Origin of the sequence: Cupriavidus sp. USMAA2-4, assembly GCF_001854305.1 — a bacterium.
GTDB lineage: Bacteria > Pseudomonadota > Gammaproteobacteria > Burkholderiales > Burkholderiaceae > Cupriavidus > Cupriavidus malaysiensis.
The window spans coordinates 603,932-618,505 of record NZ_CP017749.1 but is presented as its reverse complement, the minus strand read 5'-3'; the positions used below and the strand labels follow the sequence as shown (position 1 = coordinate 618,505).

Sequence of the window (14,574 nt, the reverse complement as noted above, 5' to 3'; positions counted from 1 at the left end):
GGGGGCCGGAAGGGGGCGGGAAGGGTGGGGGCGGCGGGTACCGTTTCCGGCACCCGCGGTCACCCGCCGGTGCTCAGGCGAAGGTGTCGATCTCGCCGCGCGCGAGCTGGCGGACCGGCACGGTCACGGTCTGCACGGGCGCGTTGCTGTCGCCCACGCCGGCCAGCCGGGCGAAGCCGCCGCTCGAGGCCTGGCGTTGCTGGGACTGGCCGTTGCCGGGCTGCTGGCCGGCGAAGCTGTCGGCGCCGACCGAGGTCTGGCCCAGCTGGATGCCGCTTTCGGCCAGCGAGGTGCGCAGTTGCGGCAGCGCCGCTTCCACCGCCGCGCGTACGGCCTGGTGCGGCGAGACGAACTGGGCCTGGGCCTGGTCGTTGACCACGTTCAGCACGACCTTCAGCGGCCCGAGGTTGGGCGGATTGAGGTCGAGCTCGGCGGTGTGGCTGCCCTGCGTGGTCAGGCGCACCATCTGCTGGCCCAGCGCCTGCGGCCACTGCGCGTCGCCGAGCGGCGGCGATACCGCCAGCGGGGCGGCCTGCGCCGCCGTCGCGGCAGGCTGGGCGGCCTGCGTACCGCCGGCCTGGACACCGGCCATCGCGGCGAAGGTGGCGGCGTCCATGCTCTTCGCCGTGTCGGTGGCGGCGGTCTTGGCGCCAGCGGCCGTGGTGGCGCCGCCGGCGCCGGTCACGGCGGCGCTCGGCGCGGTGGCGGCCTGGGCCGCACCCTTGGCGCCATCGCCCGGTGCGGCCGTGGCGGCCAGCGCCGTGCCCTGGGTGCCCGTCGTCGTGCCCGTGCCGTTCTTGCCGGCCTGGCCTGCCAGCAAGGCCTGCAGCGGGTCCTGCTTGCCGGTGGCGGTGGCTGCGGCGGGTTTGGCGTCCTGCGCAGCGCTGACCGACGGGGCCTGGGCCGCGTCGGCGTCGTCCGCATTGCCGGCCGTCGCGGTGGCATTGCCCTGCAGCGCCGCCCGCTGCGAGGCGATCGCCGCCAGCGTGGTGGCGGCCGCATTGCCTGCCGCGGCGCTGCCGTTGCCGCCGGCGCCCGGCAGTGCCGCCGCATCGCCGCCGCTGCCCGCCTGGAGCTTGCCATCGGGAAGCGCAGCCGTGGCCGCATGGAACGGCGTCATCTGCGCCGCGGCCAGGGCCGCCAGGGCGGCGCTGTCGGGCATGGCGGCCTGCGCGGCGTCGACCGCGCTGTCGTCGTCCTGGTCCTTGCCAGCGGCGCCTGGCTTGGCCGCGGTCGTGCCGGATGCATTGCCAGGCGCCTGTGCGGCGGCGGCCTGCGAGCTGGACGGGGCCGCCTGCTGGGCTTTGCCCGCGTTGCTGTCCGCCGTCGACGCGGCCGCGTTGCCGGACTGGCTGCTGCTACCGGTGCTGGCGTTGTTGCTGGCGTTGTTTCCGCCGTTGCTGCTGCTGTTGCTGTTGCTGCTGTTGCTGTTGCCCCCGTTGTCGCGCGCCTTGGCGAGCGCGTCGCCGAAGCCCGCGCCGTTGCTGTTGCCGCTGGCGCCGGCCGATCCGTTGGCGGTGCCGGTCGTGCCGGCGGCATTGCTGGCGTTGCCGGTGTTGCTGGTGTTGGCGGCGTTGGCCAGCTTGGCGATGCCGGCGGTAATCTGGCTGATGTCGATCATGTCTTCGTCGTCGTCGGGCGCAGGTGCGGCGGCGCCTGGTTGGCTTTCGTTCTCAGTCCTGGCGGTGGCTTGCGGCGCGCGCCAGGCGGGCGGCGTACTCGTCGTTGGCGCGTTGCTCGCGGCGCGCGCCGGCGGCCTGCTCGCGCGCCTCGGCGCGTGCCACCAGCGTGTCGAAGGAGTTCTGGCGCCGCTTCTGCGACTGCCAGTTGGCGCGCCCGGTCAGCAGTGCCGCTTCGGCCTGGGCCAGGGCCTGGCCCTGCTGGCGGATCGCGCCGTCGAGAGAGGTCAGGAACTGCGCGTAGTCCTGCCAGCGCGTGGCCGTCATGCCGTCCTGTGCCATCGCCTGCATGCGCGCCCGGTATTCCTCGCGGTACTTGTTCAGCGCGGCGAGCTGCTGTTCGGCCTGGGTGCGCAGCCCTTGCAGGCGGCCGAGTTCGCGCGTCGCGGCCTCGGTGTCGTTCTGGGCCAGGTCGGCCAGCAGGTTGAGCGGGGTGGGCTTGGCCATGTTCACTCCTATTCGAAGAGAGCGGACAGCTGGTCGATCGAGCCGTCATAGTCGGCGCGTTCGTGGATGTCCTGCTGCAGGAAGGCTTCCATGCGCGGATGCATCTGGATGGCCAGGTCCAGTTCGTGGTCGTGGCCGGGTGCGTAGGCGCCGACGCTGATCAGGTCGCGGTTGCGCTGGTAACGCGACATCAGCTGCTTGAAGCGCCGCACCTTGGAGAACTGGGCCGGGGTGATCAGCGCGGTCATGGCGCGGCTGATCGAGGCTTCGACGTCGATGGCCGGATAGTGGCCGGCTTCCGCCAGGCTGCGCGACAGCACGATGTGGCCGTCGAGAATGGCGCGCGCGGAGTCGGCGATCGGGTCCTGCTGGTCATCGCCTTCGGCCAGCACGGTATAGAAGGCGGTGATCGAGCCGCCGCCCTCCGGGCCGTTGCCGGTGCGCTCCACCAGCGTGGGCAGCTTGGCGAAGACCGAGGGCGGGTAGCCCTTGGTGGCCGGCGGCTCGCCGATGGCCAGCGCGATCTCGCGCTGGGCCATCGCATAGCGCGTCAGCGAATCCATGATCAGCAGCACGTGCCGGCCCTGGTCGCGGAAGTACTCGGCCAGCCGGGTCGCGTAGGCGGCGCCCTGCATGCGCAGCAGCGGCGAGGTGTCGGCCGGCGCCGCCACCACCACCGAGCGGGCGCGGCCTTCGGCGCCGAGGATGTTCTCGATGAAGTCCTTCACCTCGCGGCCGCGTTCGCCGATCAGGCCGACCACGATGACCTCGGCGCTGGTGTAGCGGGCCATCATGCCCAGCAGCACGCTCTTGCCCACGCCGGAGCCGGCGAACAGGCCCATGCGCTGGCCGCGTCCCACCGTCAGCATGCCGTTGATGGCGCGCACGCCGGTATCCAGCACCGTCTCGATCGGCGCGCGGTCGAGCGGGTTGATCTGCGTGCCTGCCAGCGGCACTTCCTGGGCGGCGCTGATCGGGCCCAGGCCATCGAGCGGGCGTCCGGCCGCGTCGAGCACGCGCCCGAGCAGGCCTTCGCCGACCGGCAGGCGCTTGGAGCCGGGCTCGCGCGGGGCATGGTCGCCCGGCGGCAGCGGCGACGGTTCGAGCGGGTAGACCCGTGCGCCGGGCAGCAGGCCGGTCACGTCCGATTGCGGCATCAGGAACAGGCGGTCGGCACCGAAGCCCACCACTTCGGCCTCGGCGGTGCGGCGGCCCTGGCCGTCGCGCTGGCCGGCCGGCAGTTCGATCAGGCAGTCGCTGCCCACCGGCAGGCGCAGCCCGACCGCTTCGAGCACCAGGCCGGCGGCGCGCGTCAGCCGGCCGCAGTTGCGGACGCTGTTGATCTCGGCCAGGCGGGCGCGCGCGCCGTTGAGCGTGTCGCGCCAGTGCTGGCTGTGCAGGATCGGCGCCTCGAGGCGCTCGGCGCTGTCAGCCATGCGGGGGCTCCCAGCTGTCGGCGCGGCCCAGCGCCTTGACCACGCGGCTCCAGCGCGTGGCCAGCGTGGCGTCGAGTTCGCCGCTGGCCGCGCTGGCCACGCAGCCGCCGCGCTCGATGCCGCCGTCGGCGCGCACCGTCCAGCCGGCGGCTTCCAGCTCGCCGCTCAGGTGCGTTTCCACCAGGGCCACGTCGTCGGGGTGCAGCAGCAGGCAGGGCGAGCCCGACAGCGCCGGTTCGGTGGCCAGCAGTTCGCGCACTGCCGGCAGGACCATGGCCGGATCGGCCACGACCGTGCCGCGCACCAGCTGGCGCGCCACGTCCAGCGCCAGCGACAGCAGGGTCTGCGCGACTTCCTCGTCCAGGTGCGTCAGGGCGCCGCGGAAGGTGCCGGCCAGTTCCTGCAGGCGGGCGGCCTCGCCGCGCGCCAGTTCGAGCCCGCGCGCATAGCCTTCGCGGTGGCCGTCGCCATAGCCCTGGGTCTGGCCCTGGGCGTAGCCCTGGGCATAGCCTTCCTTGCGCGCGCCTTCGCGCATGGCATCGATCGCCTCGAAATCGATCGGCGGCGGCGCGGGTTCGAACGGCAGCGGCGGCGGAGGCGGCGGCAGGTCGTCGCGCGGATCGAGCGAGCGCATCTTCCAGCGCCGCCAGTCGCCGCGCCCCGCCGCGGCCGGGGCCGGCTGCGGATCGAGGGCGGAGAAGTCGGGCTGCGGCGCCGGCCGGAAGGCCGGCGCGAAGCCGTCGGCCGGCGCCTCGCGGCGCGGCTCCGGCCCGGCGGACAGCCGGTAGGCGTGCGGATCGGGGCGCTTAAACGTAGGCATCGTCGCCACCGCCGATCTGGACTTCGCCTGCTTCCGCCAGGCGTCTCACCACCTGCAGGATCGCCTTCTGCTCGGTCTCGACCTGCGACACGCGCACCGGGCCCAGCGCATCGAGGTCCTCGCGCAGCATTTCGCCGGCGCGGGTCGACATATTGCGGATGAACTTGTCGCGCAGCTCCTGCGGCGCGCCCTTGAGCGCGACGATGAGCGATTCGGTGGCGATTTCCTTGAGCACGCGCTGGATGCCGCGGTCGTCGACCTGCAGCAGGTTCTCGAACAGGAACATCTCGTCGATGATCTTCTGTGCGAGGTCGCTGTCGTGCTGGCGCACGCCGTCGATCACCGCTTCCTCGTGCGCCGTGCTCATCAGGTTGATGATCTCGGCCGCGGTGCGCACGCCGCCCATGCGGCTGCGCTTCAGGCTCTGGCCCGCCAGCAGCTTGGTCAGCACGTCGGTCAGTTCCTGCAGCGCGCCCGGCTGCACGCCGCCGAAGGTGGCGATACGCAGGATCACGTCGTTGCGCAGGCGGTCGGTGAACATGCCCAGCACCTCGGACGACTTCTGGCGGTCCAGGTGGATCAGGATGGTGGCGATGATCTGCGGGTGTTCGTCGCGGATCAGCTCGGCCACCGAAGTCGAATCCATCCAGTTCAGCGAATCGATGCCGCCGCCCGGATCGCGCGACTCGAGGATGTCCTCGATGATCGAGCCGGCACGCTCCTCGCCCAGCGCCTTGTTCAGCACGCTGCGGATGAAGGCGCCGGAATCGACGTTCAGCGCCAGGTACTGTTCGGTCTCGTCGCGGAAATCACCCAGCACCTCGGCCATCTGCTCGCGCGTGACCGCGCTGAGGTCGGCCATGGCCGAGCCCAGGGTCTGCACCTCGCGCGGCGACAGGTGCTTGAACACTTCGGCGGCCGCGTCCTCGCCGATCGCCATCATCAGGATGGCGCTCTTCTGCAAGCCGTTATTTGTCGTCATTGGCAATCCAGTTCTTGATCACGCTGGCCACCAGGCGGGGATCGCGCTGCGCGGCGTCGCGCACCAGGGCGAGATCGCTCTCGTACTTGGCCGTGAGGCGCAGGGTCTCGGGATTGGCCTGTTCCTCGGCAGGCAGCAGGACCGCTTCGCCGCTTTCGGGCTCGGCCGGTGCCGGCAGCGGCGGCGCGGTGTACTTGCGCAGCACCGGGCGCGCCACCTTGAACCAGAGGAACATCGCCAGCAGTGCCAGCATCAGGTAGCCGGCCAGTGTCTTGGCGAGTTCGATCATGTCGGGCTGTTTCCACAGCGGCAGTTCCGGCGTCTCGTCGCGCGGCTGGGTGAAGGGGCTGTTGACCACGTTGAGCGAGTCGCCGCGGTCGCCGGAGTAGCCCATGGCTTCCTTGGTCAGGTTCTCGATCTGCTTGAGCTGGGTCGCCGGCAGCGCCTCCGCCACGGTCTTGCCGTTGGCGCCGGTCTTCTGGCGGTAATTGACGATCACCGCCACCGACAGGCGGCGCACGCCGCCCGGCGACTGCTGCACGTGGCGCACGCTGCGGTCGAGTTCGTAATTGGTGGTGGTGTCGCGGCGGCTGTTGCTCGGGCCGCTCGACTGCGTGCTGGCCGTGGCGGCCTGGGCCGGCTGCTGGGCGGCCTGGCCAGGCTGGCCGGGCTGGCCAGGCTGGCCCGGACGCTGCGCCTGCGCGGTGGCGATGGGGGCGGTGGCCGCCGGGGGCGGCTGGTTCGACAGCGCGCCGGGCACGCCGCCGACCGGCGTCGAGCCTTGCGAGGACGACTCGCTGGTCTGCTGGCTGCGCACGGCCGCGTTGGCCGGGTCCTGGTTGGGCTTGTACGACTCGTCGGTGTGCTCGACGATGGAGAAGTCGACGTCGGCCGTGACCTGCGCATGCACATTGCCCTGGCCCACGATGGGCGAGAGGATGGCTTCGATGCGCTGGGCATAGCCCTGTTCCAGCGTCTGCACGTACTTGAGCTGGGTCGCGTCCAGCAGGCGCTGGTTGTCGCCGCTGCCCGACAGCAGGTTGCCGTGCTGGTCGACGATGGAGATGGCCTTGGGGGTCAGTTCCGGCACGCTGGAGGAAACCAGGTGGCCGATCGCCGCGACCTGGCCCTCGTCGATGGCGCGGCCGGGATAGAGCTGCAGTACCACCGAGGCAGTCGGCTTCTGGCGCTCGCGCACGAACAGCGTGGGCTTGGGGATGGCCAGGTGCACGCGTGCCGACTGCACGGCGGAGATCGACTCGATCGAGCGTGCCAGCTCGCCTTCCAGGGCGCGCTGGTAGTTGACCTGTTCGGCGAACTGGCTGATGCCGAACTTCTGCGCATCCATCAGTTCCATGCCGGTGTTGCCGCTCTTGGGCAGGCCTTGCGAGGCCAGGCGCAGCCTGGTCTCCGGCACCTTGTCGGCGGGCACCATGATGGCGCCGCCACCCTCGGCGAACTTGTACGGCACGTTCATCTGCTGCAGCGAGGCGATCACCGCGCCACCGTCGCGCTCCGACAGGTTGCTGTACAGCACCCGGTAGTCGGGGCTGCGCGACCACAGCACCCCCACGGCGATCGCCGCGGCGAGCGCCGCGCCACCCAGCATCAGCGGCAGGCGCGGGTTGGCCTTGAGGCGCTCGACCAGCTCAGCGCGGCTGGGCAGCGTGGCGGCCGCGGTCATGCGCCGGTCTCCAGGCCGGCGCCGGTCCGGCTGCCGGGCTTGCCGCCGCTGGCGCCGGCCAGGGTGGCGGCATCGATGTGGCTCAGATCACGCTGCAGAAAAAACACGCGTACTCCCCGCGGTAGTTGGTCATTTGGCGTACCGGCGGCACGGCGTGGCGGATAGTCCGCGCCATGGACGGCACGCTAGCGATGATCGGCGACGAAGGGGGCGGACAATCGGGCGAATAGCATGGGTTTTCCACCCGAATTCAGCGCATGCGTGCGGCGGGGGGGCGGGTACGCTTCGGCATCGTCGAAGGCCTGGATCGTGCGTGTCCAGGCCTTAATGTGATGTTTGAGACGCAATTCTGGAGCGGTAGAGCGCCATGAGCACCATTTCCCCTATCGAAGGCATGCTGCAGCAGCTGCGCGGGCTGGCCCAGGCGGCCGGTGGCGGGTCGCCCGCCGACACCACCGCGCTGCAGTCGGGCGGCTTCGCCGGCGAGCTGCAGCGCTCGCTCAAGCGCATCAACGCGGTGCAGGAGCATGCCTACGGCCTGGCCGAGGCCTTCGACATGGGCAAGCCCGGTGTCTCGCTCAACGACGTGATGATCGAGATGCAGAAGGCCAACATCTCCTTCCAGACCGGCGTGCAGGTACGCAACCGGCTGGTCACGGCGTATCAGGACATCATGAACATGACGGTCTGAGCACGGCCACGTTCCCGGCGCTGCCTGCTCCGGGTCCGTGGCGGCCGCAAGGGCGCCCCCGCGGCTGGCTGCGCGTTCCTGCCCCTCGTTCCCTTCATCGCATCTATTTCACCGGCGCTGGCGATCGGTACCGCTCCTGGCCGCCAGCCCGCTTGCACCCATGACTCATCCCGTCGTCGCCAAGGCCGCCCACCGGGGCAGCCGCAAACACACCGATCTGGCCGAGCGCGCTCGCGCCGGCTGCCTGGCCGGCCGCTTCGAGCAGGCCCTGCGTCACGCCGAGAAGGCGCTGGCGGATGAGGCCTCGGCCAGTTCCGAGGCCTACCGCTGGGCCGCAGCGGCGCTGGTCGGGCTGGGGCGCCGTCCGCAGGCCATCGAGATGGTCGGACGCGGCCTCGAACGCTTTCCCGACTCGCCGGAGCTGCTCCTGATGCAGGGCTGCTTCCTCAGCGAGGACGGCCGTCAGGTCGAGGCGCGCGTCGTGATGGAGGCTTGCCTGGAACGTGCGCCGGAGATGGTGCCGGCCTGGGTGTCCTACTCCGCCGTGCTGTATGCCCACACCGACTTCCTGGCCGCGCGCAACGCGGCGGCGCGGGCGCTGGAGCTCGAGCCCGACAATATCGAAGGGCTGCTCAACTATGCCAATTCCCTGAAGGAACTCGGCGACGTGGCGGAATCGATGCGCGTGCTGATGCGCATCAGCAAGATCGCGCCTGAGGCCGAGCTGCATCGCTGCAGCCTGCTGTTCACGATGTTGTTCGAAACCAGCGTGACGGCAATGGACCTGCGCCGCGAAGCGCAGGCCTATGCCAGGCTGCTGTCCCGCAAGCGCACCGGCCGCAAGCGCCGCGGTGCGACGCCCGTGTCGGGCCGCATCCGCCTGGGCATGCTCTCCAACGACCTGTACGGCCACGCGTGCGCGTACTTCATCCTGCCATTCCTGGCCAACCTGGACCGTGACCGCTTCGAAGTGGAGCTGTTCGCGCTGAATGCGCACCGGGACAACGTCTCGGAGAAGTTCGCGCTCTATGCCGACAGGTTCGTCGACCTGGCGGGCAAGTCCGAGACGCAGATCGCCGACGAGATCGATGCCGCCGGCCTGGACATCCTGATCGACCTGGGCGGCTACACCGGGGTCACGCCGGTGACCTACATGAGCTACGGCCTGGCACCGATCCAGATGACCTGGATCGGCTACCCCGGCACCACCGGGCTGCCGGCCATCCACTACCGCATCAGCGATGGCATCAGCGACCCGGCCGGCAACGAGGCCAACTACACCGAGAAGCTGCTGCGCGCGCCGGTGATCGCCGCGACGTATGCCCCGCTGGTGAATGTGCCGCTGAGCGTCTACGAGCCTCACTACGCGGTGCGCCAGACGCCTGCGCTGGAGGCCGGCTTCGTTACGTTCGGCTGCTGCATCAACCTGGCCAAGATCAGCGAGCGCACGCTCGGCCTGTGGAGCGCGGTGCTGGCCCGGTGTCCGGGCAGCCGCCTGATGGTCGAGTGCAACGGACTCGACAAGGACGAAGTCAAGCAACTGCTGCTCGCGCGCATGGAGCAGGCCGGTATCGATCCGCAGCGCGTGGTCTGCGTGCCGCGCTCCCGTGTCAACCAGTACGTGCTCTACAACAGCTTCGACATCGTGCTGGACACGGCGCCGATGACCGGTGGCGCCAACACCTGCGATGCGCTCTGGATGGGCGTTCCGGTGGTGACGCTGGCCGGCCGCGCCTTCCACGAGCGCATCTCCGCGGCCTGCGTGCACGCCGTCGGCCTCGGCGGCCTCGCCTGCGAGAGCGAGGACGCTTATGTGGCCACGGCGGTCGAGCTGGCCGGCGACGTGCCGGGCCTCAATGCACTGCGGCTGACCCTGCGCTCGCGCTTCGAGCAGAGCGCGCTGGGCGATGCGGCACCGTTCTGCCGCTGGTTCGAGCAGCAGGCCACGGCGCTGGTCGCCGAATACCGCGACGTGCCGCAGGTGCCGGCGCGCGCGGGCGAGGGTCTCTTCCTCGGCGGCGCCTGGTATCCGCTGGAGCAGCTGGTCCAGCTGGTGATGGGCCACCTGGACCGGGCCGAGCACGAGGCGCTGAGCAACCTGCTGGAGAACATCTCGGCGAAATGGAACAAGCACTGGCTGGTGGCCTATGCGCTCGGCGAGATGGCATATGCCCGCGGCGAGCGCGAGCGCGCGCTCGACCTGCTGATCGAGAGCGCGGCGCAGCGTAAGTACTCGCTGCCGCTGTATCGCCTGCTGAGCGCGCGGCTCGACGAGTGCGGGCGCGACAAGCAGGTGCTGGATGCCTTCCTGCGCGACAGCTTCGGCATCGACCTGGCCTACCTGGACCGGCAGGGCGTGCCGTCGCGGCGGGAGATCGCCGGCGTCGCGGCCGAGCCGCAGCGGGAGGCGGCATGAAAGCGGTGATCCTGGCCGGCGGCCTCGGCACGCGCATCTCCGAAGAGTCGCACCTGCGGCCCAAGCCGATGATCGAGATCGGCGGCAAGCCAATCCTGTGGCACATCATGAAGATCTACTCCCACTACGGGATCAATGACTTCGTGATCTGCCTCGGTTACAAGGGCTACGTCATCAAGGAGTACTTCGCCAATTACTTCCTGCACATGTCGGACGTGACCTTCGACATGCGGGCCAACGAGCTGCAGGTACACCAGCGGCACGCCGAGCCCTGGCGCGTCACGCTGGTCGATACCGGCGAGGCCACCCTGACCGGCGGCCGCCTGCGCCGCGTGCGCGAATACCTCGGCCGCGAACCGTTCTGCTTCACCTACGGCGACGGCGTGGCCGATATCGACATCGGCAAGCTGGTCGCCTTCCATCACAGCCACGGCAAGCCCGCCACGGTGACGGCGATCCAGCCGCCCGGGCGCTACGGCGCCCTCAATATCGACGGCGGCGCGGTGCGCAGCTTCCAGGAGAAGCCGGCCGGCGACGGCGCCTGGATCAATGGCGGCTACTTCGTGCTCGATCCGTCCGTGATCGAACTGATCGACGGCGACCAGAGCAGCTGGGAAGGCGAGCCGCTGATGCGGCTCGCTGCGAGCGGCCACCTGGCGGCCTACCACCACGGCGGCTTCTGGCAGGCGATGGATACCTTGCGCGACAAGAACCAGCTCGAGGAACAGTGGGCGGGCGGCCGGCCGGCGTGGAAGGTCTGGCAGTGAAGCAGTTCGGCGATATCTTCGCGGGACGGCGTGTCCTGCTGACCGGGCATACCGGCTTCAAGGGCAGCTGGCTGGCGCTGTGGCTGACCCGCCTCGGCGCCAGCGTGACCGGCTATGCGCTGGCGCCCACGGGCGAGCGCAACCACTGGCGGCAGCTCGATCTTCCCGTGGCGCACCGCGAGGGCGATCTGCGCGACCTCGCCGGCCTGGACGCTGCCTTTGCCGCGAGCCGTCCCGAGATCGTCTTCCACCTGGCCGCCCAGCCGCTGGTGCGGCAGTCCTACCGCGAGCCGCTCGACACCTGGTCCGTCAACCTGATGGGGACCGCCAACCTGCTCGAACTGTGCCGGCGGCACCCGCAGGTGCGCGCGGTGGTGGTGGTCACCACCGACAAGGTCTATCACAACCGCGAATGGGCCTGGGGCTACCGCGAGAGCGACACGCTCGGCGGCATCGACCCCTACGCGGCCTCCAAGGCGGCCGCCGAACTGGCGGCACAGAGCTACCGGCAGGCTTTCCTCGAGGCGCGCGGCATCCTGCTGGCGACCGCCCGCGCGGGCAACGTGATCGGCGGCGGGGACTGGTCGGAAGATCGCCTGCTGCCGGACCTGGTGCGCGCGCAGGCGGCCGGGCAGCCGCTGCAGGTACGCTCGCCGCGCGCCACGCGCCCCTGGCAGCATGTGCTGGACTGCCTGTCCGGCTACCTGCTGCTCGGGCAGCGCTTGCTGGCGGGCGACGCGTCCTGCGCGCGGGCCTGGAACTTCGGCCCGGCGGCCGACGACAACCGCAGCGTCGGCGCGGTGCTGGAACGCATGCGGGCATTCTGGCCCGAGCTCGGCTGGGTCGATGCCGACACCGCCGGTCCGCACGAGGCCGCGCTGCTCGGCCTGGACAGCGCCGAGGCGCGCAAGCTGCTGGGCTGGGCGCCGGTGTGGCGACTGGACGATGCACTGCGCGCCACCGCCCAGTGGTACCGCCAGGCGCTGCAGGGCGGCGCCGGACTGACGCATGCCCAGCTGGCCGACTACATTGACTGCGCCGCCGGCGCCGGAGCGGTATGGACAAGCGCCTGAGCATCGAGCCGGCCCGCCTGGGCGGCCTCGCGCTGGTGCGCGGCGAGCGCTTCGCCGACCATCGCGGCGCCTTCGCGCGCCTGTTCTGCAGCGATGAGCTGGCGCCGCTGCTCGGCGCGCGCCGCATTGTGCAGGCCAACCATTCGCGCACCGCCCGCGTGGGCGCGGTGCGCGGCATGCACTTCCAACGTCCGCCGCATGCGGAAATGAAGCTGGTGCGCTGCCTGCGCGGACGCGTCTGGGACGTGGCTCTCGACCTGCGCGCAGGCTCGCCCACCTTCCTGCATTGGCAGGCCTTCGAGCTCAGCGCCGACAACGGCCACATGCTCGTCATCCCCGAAGGATGCGCCCACGGCTTCCAGGTGCTGGAGCCGGACAGCGAACTGTTGTACCTGCACACGGCAGCCTATGCGCCGGCCGCCGAAGGCGGGGTCCGTCACGACGATCCGCGCGCCGGCATCGGCTGGCCGCTGCCGGTGGCCGATGTCTCCGCGCGCGACCGCGGACATGCCCTGCTGACGGCGGATTTTCCTGGAATCGCCCTATGAACTGCCGACACTGCGCCGCGCCGCTCGAGCACGTCTTCCTGGATCTCGGCTTCGCGCCGCCATCCAATGCCTACCTGAGCGAGCCCGACCTGCATGCACCCGAGACCCACTTCCCGCTCAAGCTGCGCGTGTGCGCGCACTGCTGGCTGGTGCAGACCGAGGACTACGCCCGCGCCGACGAGCTGTTCCGGCACGACTACGCCTACTTTTCCTCGACCTCCCAGACCTGGCTGGAGCACGCGGCGCGCTACGCGCGCGAGATGAGCGGGCGGCTCGGGCTGGGCCCGGACAGCTTCGTCATCGAAGTGGCCTCGAACGACGGCTACCTGCTGCGCAACTTCGTCCGCGCCGGCATTCCCTGCCTGGGGATCGAGCCGACGCTGGGCACCGCGCAGGCCGCCGAGCGTGCGGGGGTGCCCACGCTGCGCGAGTTCTTCGGCCGTGAACTGGGCGAGCGGCTCGCCGCGTCGGGCCGGCAGGCAGACCTGATCGCCGGCAACAATGTCTACGCGCATGTGCCGGACATCAATGACTTCACGCAGGGGCTGCGCGCGGCGCTCAAGCCGGGTGGCACCATCACGCTGGAGTTTCCGCACCTGCAGCGGCTGATCGAGCAGATCCAGTTCGACACGGTCTACCACGAGCATTTTTCCTATCTGTCGCTGTCCGCCGTGCGGCGGATCTTCGCCGCCGCAGGCTTGCGCGTGTGCGACGTGCAGAAGTTGCCGACGCACGGCGGCAGCCTGCGGGTGTTCGGCTGCCACCAGGCCGACCCGCGAGCGGACGCGCCCGCCGTGGCGCAGGTGCTGGCGGAGGAGGAGCGCTTCGGCCTGTGCCGGCTGTCGACCTATGCCGGCTTCCAGGCGCGCGCGGACGGCGTCAAGGACGGCCTGTGCCGCTTCCTGCTCGAACAGAAGCGCGTCGGGCGGCGCGTGGCCGGCTACGGCGCGGCCGCCAAGGGCAATACCTTGCTGAACTACGCCGGCATCCGGCCCGACCTGCTGCCCTACGTCTGCGATGCCGCGCCTTCCAAGCAGGGCAAGTTCCTGCCGGGCAGCCACATTCCCGTGCTGCCGCCGGAGCGGTTGCGCGAGGACCGGCCGGACGTGGTGTTGATCCTGCCTTGGAACATCGCCGGCGAGGTGGCGGCGCAACAGGCCCATGTCAACGATTGGGGGGGCGAGTTCGTCGTCGCCGTGCCGGAGATCCGCCGTGTCGGCCATGACTGATCGCACTTCCGCGGCGGTAGCCGCGCCTGCCGCCGCCCGCGCGCATTGTGTGGTGGTGTCGCAGCCGATGTACTTCCCGTGGGTGGGCATGCTGGAGCAGATCCGCCTGGCGGATACCTTCGTCTTCTACGACGACGTGCAGTTCGCGCGCCGCAGTTTCACCAAACGGGTCCAGCTGAAGACTGCGCAGGGCGTGCGCTGGATGAGCGTGCCCTTGCGTGCGCCAGGCTTCGACGACCGCATCGACGAGGTCGAGGTCGACGACAGCGAGGGCTGGCGCGAGCAGCACCGGGCCCAGCTGGCGCAAAGTTGCCGCGGCGCGCCGCACCTGCAGGACGCACTCGCTTTGCTCGACGGGGTGCTGGGCCTGCCCACCACTTCGCTGTGCGAACTGGCTCGCGCCTCGATGGTAGCGCTGGCTGACTACTTCGGTCTGGCCGCTGGTACCGCCTTCCGCGACAGCTCGCGGCTTGGCGTGCCAGGGGCGAAGACGGTCCGGCTGCTGGACATCTGCCGGCATGTCGGCGCGGCGCGCTATGTCACCGGGCACGGCGCCAGCCGCTATCTGGAGCACGCCCGCTTCGACGAAGCCGGCATCGCCGTCGAATACATGGATTACCAGTTGCGGCCCTATGCGCAGGGACACGGCGCCTTCACGCCCTACGTTAGCGCTCTCGACCTGGTGGCAAACTGCGGCCGGGAGGGCGCCCGGCACATCGTCTCGGGCACCATCGGCTGGCGCGAGATGTTGGCGCGCCAGGCCGCCGCCGCGCCGGCACCGGCACGGGCAGAGGAGGACTGA

At 70.6% G+C, this 14,574-nt stretch carries 13 protein-coding genes; 7 read left to right on the top strand and 6 right to left on the bottom strand.

The features are described 5' to 3' along the window. Positions 1 to 73: 73 nt before the first annotated feature. Genes BKK79_RS22825 through fliF form a run of 6 tightly spaced genes read right to left on the bottom strand, consistent with a single transcriptional unit; the run spans position 74 to position 7,048 of the window. Positions 74 to 1,621, bottom strand: coding sequence for a flagellar hook-length control protein FliK (locus BKK79_RS22825; RefSeq protein WP_071038873.1), 1,548 nt, complete (start codon positions 1,619 to 1,621; stop codon positions 74 to 76). A gap of 52 nt (positions 1,622 to 1,673) precedes the next feature. Next, a complete protein-coding gene (fliJ, locus tag BKK79_RS22820) occupies positions 1,674 to 2,126 on the bottom strand; it encodes a flagellar export protein FliJ (protein WP_071018425.1) in 453 nt (150 codons plus the stop codon). A gap of 8 nt (positions 2,127 to 2,134) precedes the next feature. Then, positions 2,135 to 3,562 (bottom strand): flagellar protein export ATPase FliI, encoded by a 1,428-nt coding sequence (gene fliI / locus BKK79_RS22815; RefSeq protein WP_071038871.1) that lies wholly within the window; start codon positions 3,560 to 3,562, stop codon positions 2,135 to 2,137. Further along, positions 3,555 to 4,382 (bottom strand): flagellar assembly protein FliH, encoded by an 828-nt coding sequence (gene fliH, locus BKK79_RS22810; protein ID WP_084085078.1) that lies wholly within the window; start codon positions 4,380 to 4,382, stop codon positions 3,555 to 3,557. The genes fliI and fliH overlap by 8 nt, the downstream gene beginning before the upstream one ends. Beyond that, complete coding sequence (fliG, locus tag BKK79_RS22805) at positions 4,369 to 5,364, bottom strand: flagellar motor switch protein FliG (RefSeq protein WP_071018428.1); 996 nt, start codon at positions 5,362 to 5,364, stop codon at positions 4,369 to 4,371. The genes fliH and fliG overlap by 14 nt, the downstream gene beginning before the upstream one ends. Continuing rightward, positions 5,351 to 7,048, bottom strand: a complete 1,698-nt coding sequence (gene fliF / locus BKK79_RS22800) for a flagellar basal-body MS-ring/collar protein FliF (RefSeq protein ID WP_071038869.1) — start codon at positions 7,046 to 7,048, stop codon at positions 5,351 to 5,353. Before fliF ends, fliG begins: the two co-directional genes overlap by 14 nt. Before the next feature lie 367 nt (positions 7,049 to 7,415). On the opposite strand from fliF, the gene fliE reads away from it, so the two are divergent. The 7 genes from fliE to BKK79_RS22765 all read left to right on the top strand — a co-directional run bounded on the left by fliE (position 7,416) and on the right by BKK79_RS22765 (position 14,574). Then, on the top strand, positions 7,416 to 7,739 hold the full coding sequence (fliE, locus tag BKK79_RS22795; protein ID WP_071018431.1) for a flagellar hook-basal body complex protein FliE: 324 nt from the start codon (positions 7,416 to 7,418) through the stop codon (positions 7,737 to 7,739). Positions 7,740 to 7,899: 160 nt separating this feature from the next. After that, complete coding sequence (locus tag BKK79_RS22790; protein ID WP_083384406.1) at positions 7,900 to 10,155, top strand: O-linked N-acetylglucosamine transferase, SPINDLY family protein; 2,256 nt, start codon at positions 7,900 to 7,902, stop codon at positions 10,153 to 10,155. Next, complete coding sequence (gene rfbF / locus BKK79_RS22785; RefSeq protein WP_071018433.1) at positions 10,152 to 10,922, top strand: glucose-1-phosphate cytidylyltransferase; 771 nt, start codon at positions 10,152 to 10,154, stop codon at positions 10,920 to 10,922. Before BKK79_RS22790 ends, rfbF begins: the two co-directional genes overlap by 4 nt. Then, positions 10,913 to 11,995, top strand: a complete 1,083-nt coding sequence (rfbG, locus tag BKK79_RS22780) for a CDP-glucose 4,6-dehydratase (protein WP_198173419.1) — start codon at positions 10,913 to 10,915, stop codon at positions 11,993 to 11,995. The genes rfbF and rfbG overlap by 10 nt, the downstream gene beginning before the upstream one ends. Then, on the top strand, positions 11,980 to 12,543 hold the full coding sequence (locus BKK79_RS22775; RefSeq protein ID WP_083384407.1) for a dTDP-4-dehydrorhamnose 3,5-epimerase family protein: 564 nt from the start codon (positions 11,980 to 11,982) through the stop codon (positions 12,541 to 12,543). The genes rfbG and BKK79_RS22775 overlap by 16 nt, the downstream gene beginning before the upstream one ends. Beyond that, entirely contained in the window at positions 12,540 to 13,772 is a 1,233-nt protein-coding gene (locus BKK79_RS22770) for a class I SAM-dependent methyltransferase (RefSeq protein ID WP_071038867.1), read from the top strand. The genes BKK79_RS22775 and BKK79_RS22770 overlap by 4 nt, the downstream gene beginning before the upstream one ends. Beyond that, the gene (locus BKK79_RS22765) at positions 13,765 to 14,574 is read left to right on the top strand and encodes a WbqC family protein (protein WP_071040307.1); all 810 of its coding nucleotides are present in this window, start codon (positions 13,765 to 13,767) and stop codon (positions 14,572 to 14,574) included. The genes BKK79_RS22770 and BKK79_RS22765 overlap by 8 nt, the downstream gene beginning before the upstream one ends.

Bases quoted from the DNA above. Each gene is read 5' to 3' on its own strand.
- BKK79_RS22825 (WP_071038873.1), bottom strand. From the start codon at position 1,621: ATGATCGACATCAGCCAGATTACCGCCGGCATCGCCAAGCTGGCCAAC.
- fliJ (WP_071018425.1), bottom strand. From the start codon at position 2,126: ATGGCCAAGCCCACCCCGCTCAACCTGCTGGCCGACCTGGCCCAGAAC.
- fliI (WP_071038871.1), bottom strand. From the start codon at position 3,562: ATGGCTGACAGCGCCGAGCGCCTCGAGGCGCCGATCCTGCACAGCCAG.
- fliH (WP_084085078.1), bottom strand. From the start codon at position 4,382: ATGCCTACGTTTAAGCGCCCCGATCCGCACGCCTACCGGCTGTCCGCC.
- fliG (WP_071018428.1), bottom strand. From the start codon at position 5,364: ATGACGACAAATAACGGCTTGCAGAAGAGCGCCATCCTGATGATGGCG.
- fliF (WP_071038869.1), bottom strand. From the start codon at position 7,048: ATGACCGCGGCCGCCACGCTGCCCAGCCGCGCTGAGCTGGTCGAGCGC.
- fliE (WP_071018431.1), top strand. From the start codon at position 7,416: ATGAGCACCATTTCCCCTATCGAAGGCATGCTGCAGCAGCTGCGCGGG.
- BKK79_RS22790 (WP_083384406.1), top strand. From the start codon at position 7,900: ATGACTCATCCCGTCGTCGCCAAGGCCGCCCACCGGGGCAGCCGCAAA.
- rfbF (WP_071018433.1), top strand. From the start codon at position 10,152: ATGAAAGCGGTGATCCTGGCCGGCGGCCTCGGCACGCGCATCTCCGAA.
- BKK79_RS22775 (WP_083384407.1), top strand. From the start codon at position 11,980: ATGGACAAGCGCCTGAGCATCGAGCCGGCCCGCCTGGGCGGCCTCGCG.
- BKK79_RS22770 (WP_071038867.1), top strand. From the start codon at position 12,540: ATGAACTGCCGACACTGCGCCGCGCCGCTCGAGCACGTCTTCCTGGAT.
- BKK79_RS22765 (WP_071040307.1), top strand. From the start codon at position 13,765: ATGACTGATCGCACTTCCGCGGCGGTAGCCGCGCCTGCCGCCGCCCGC.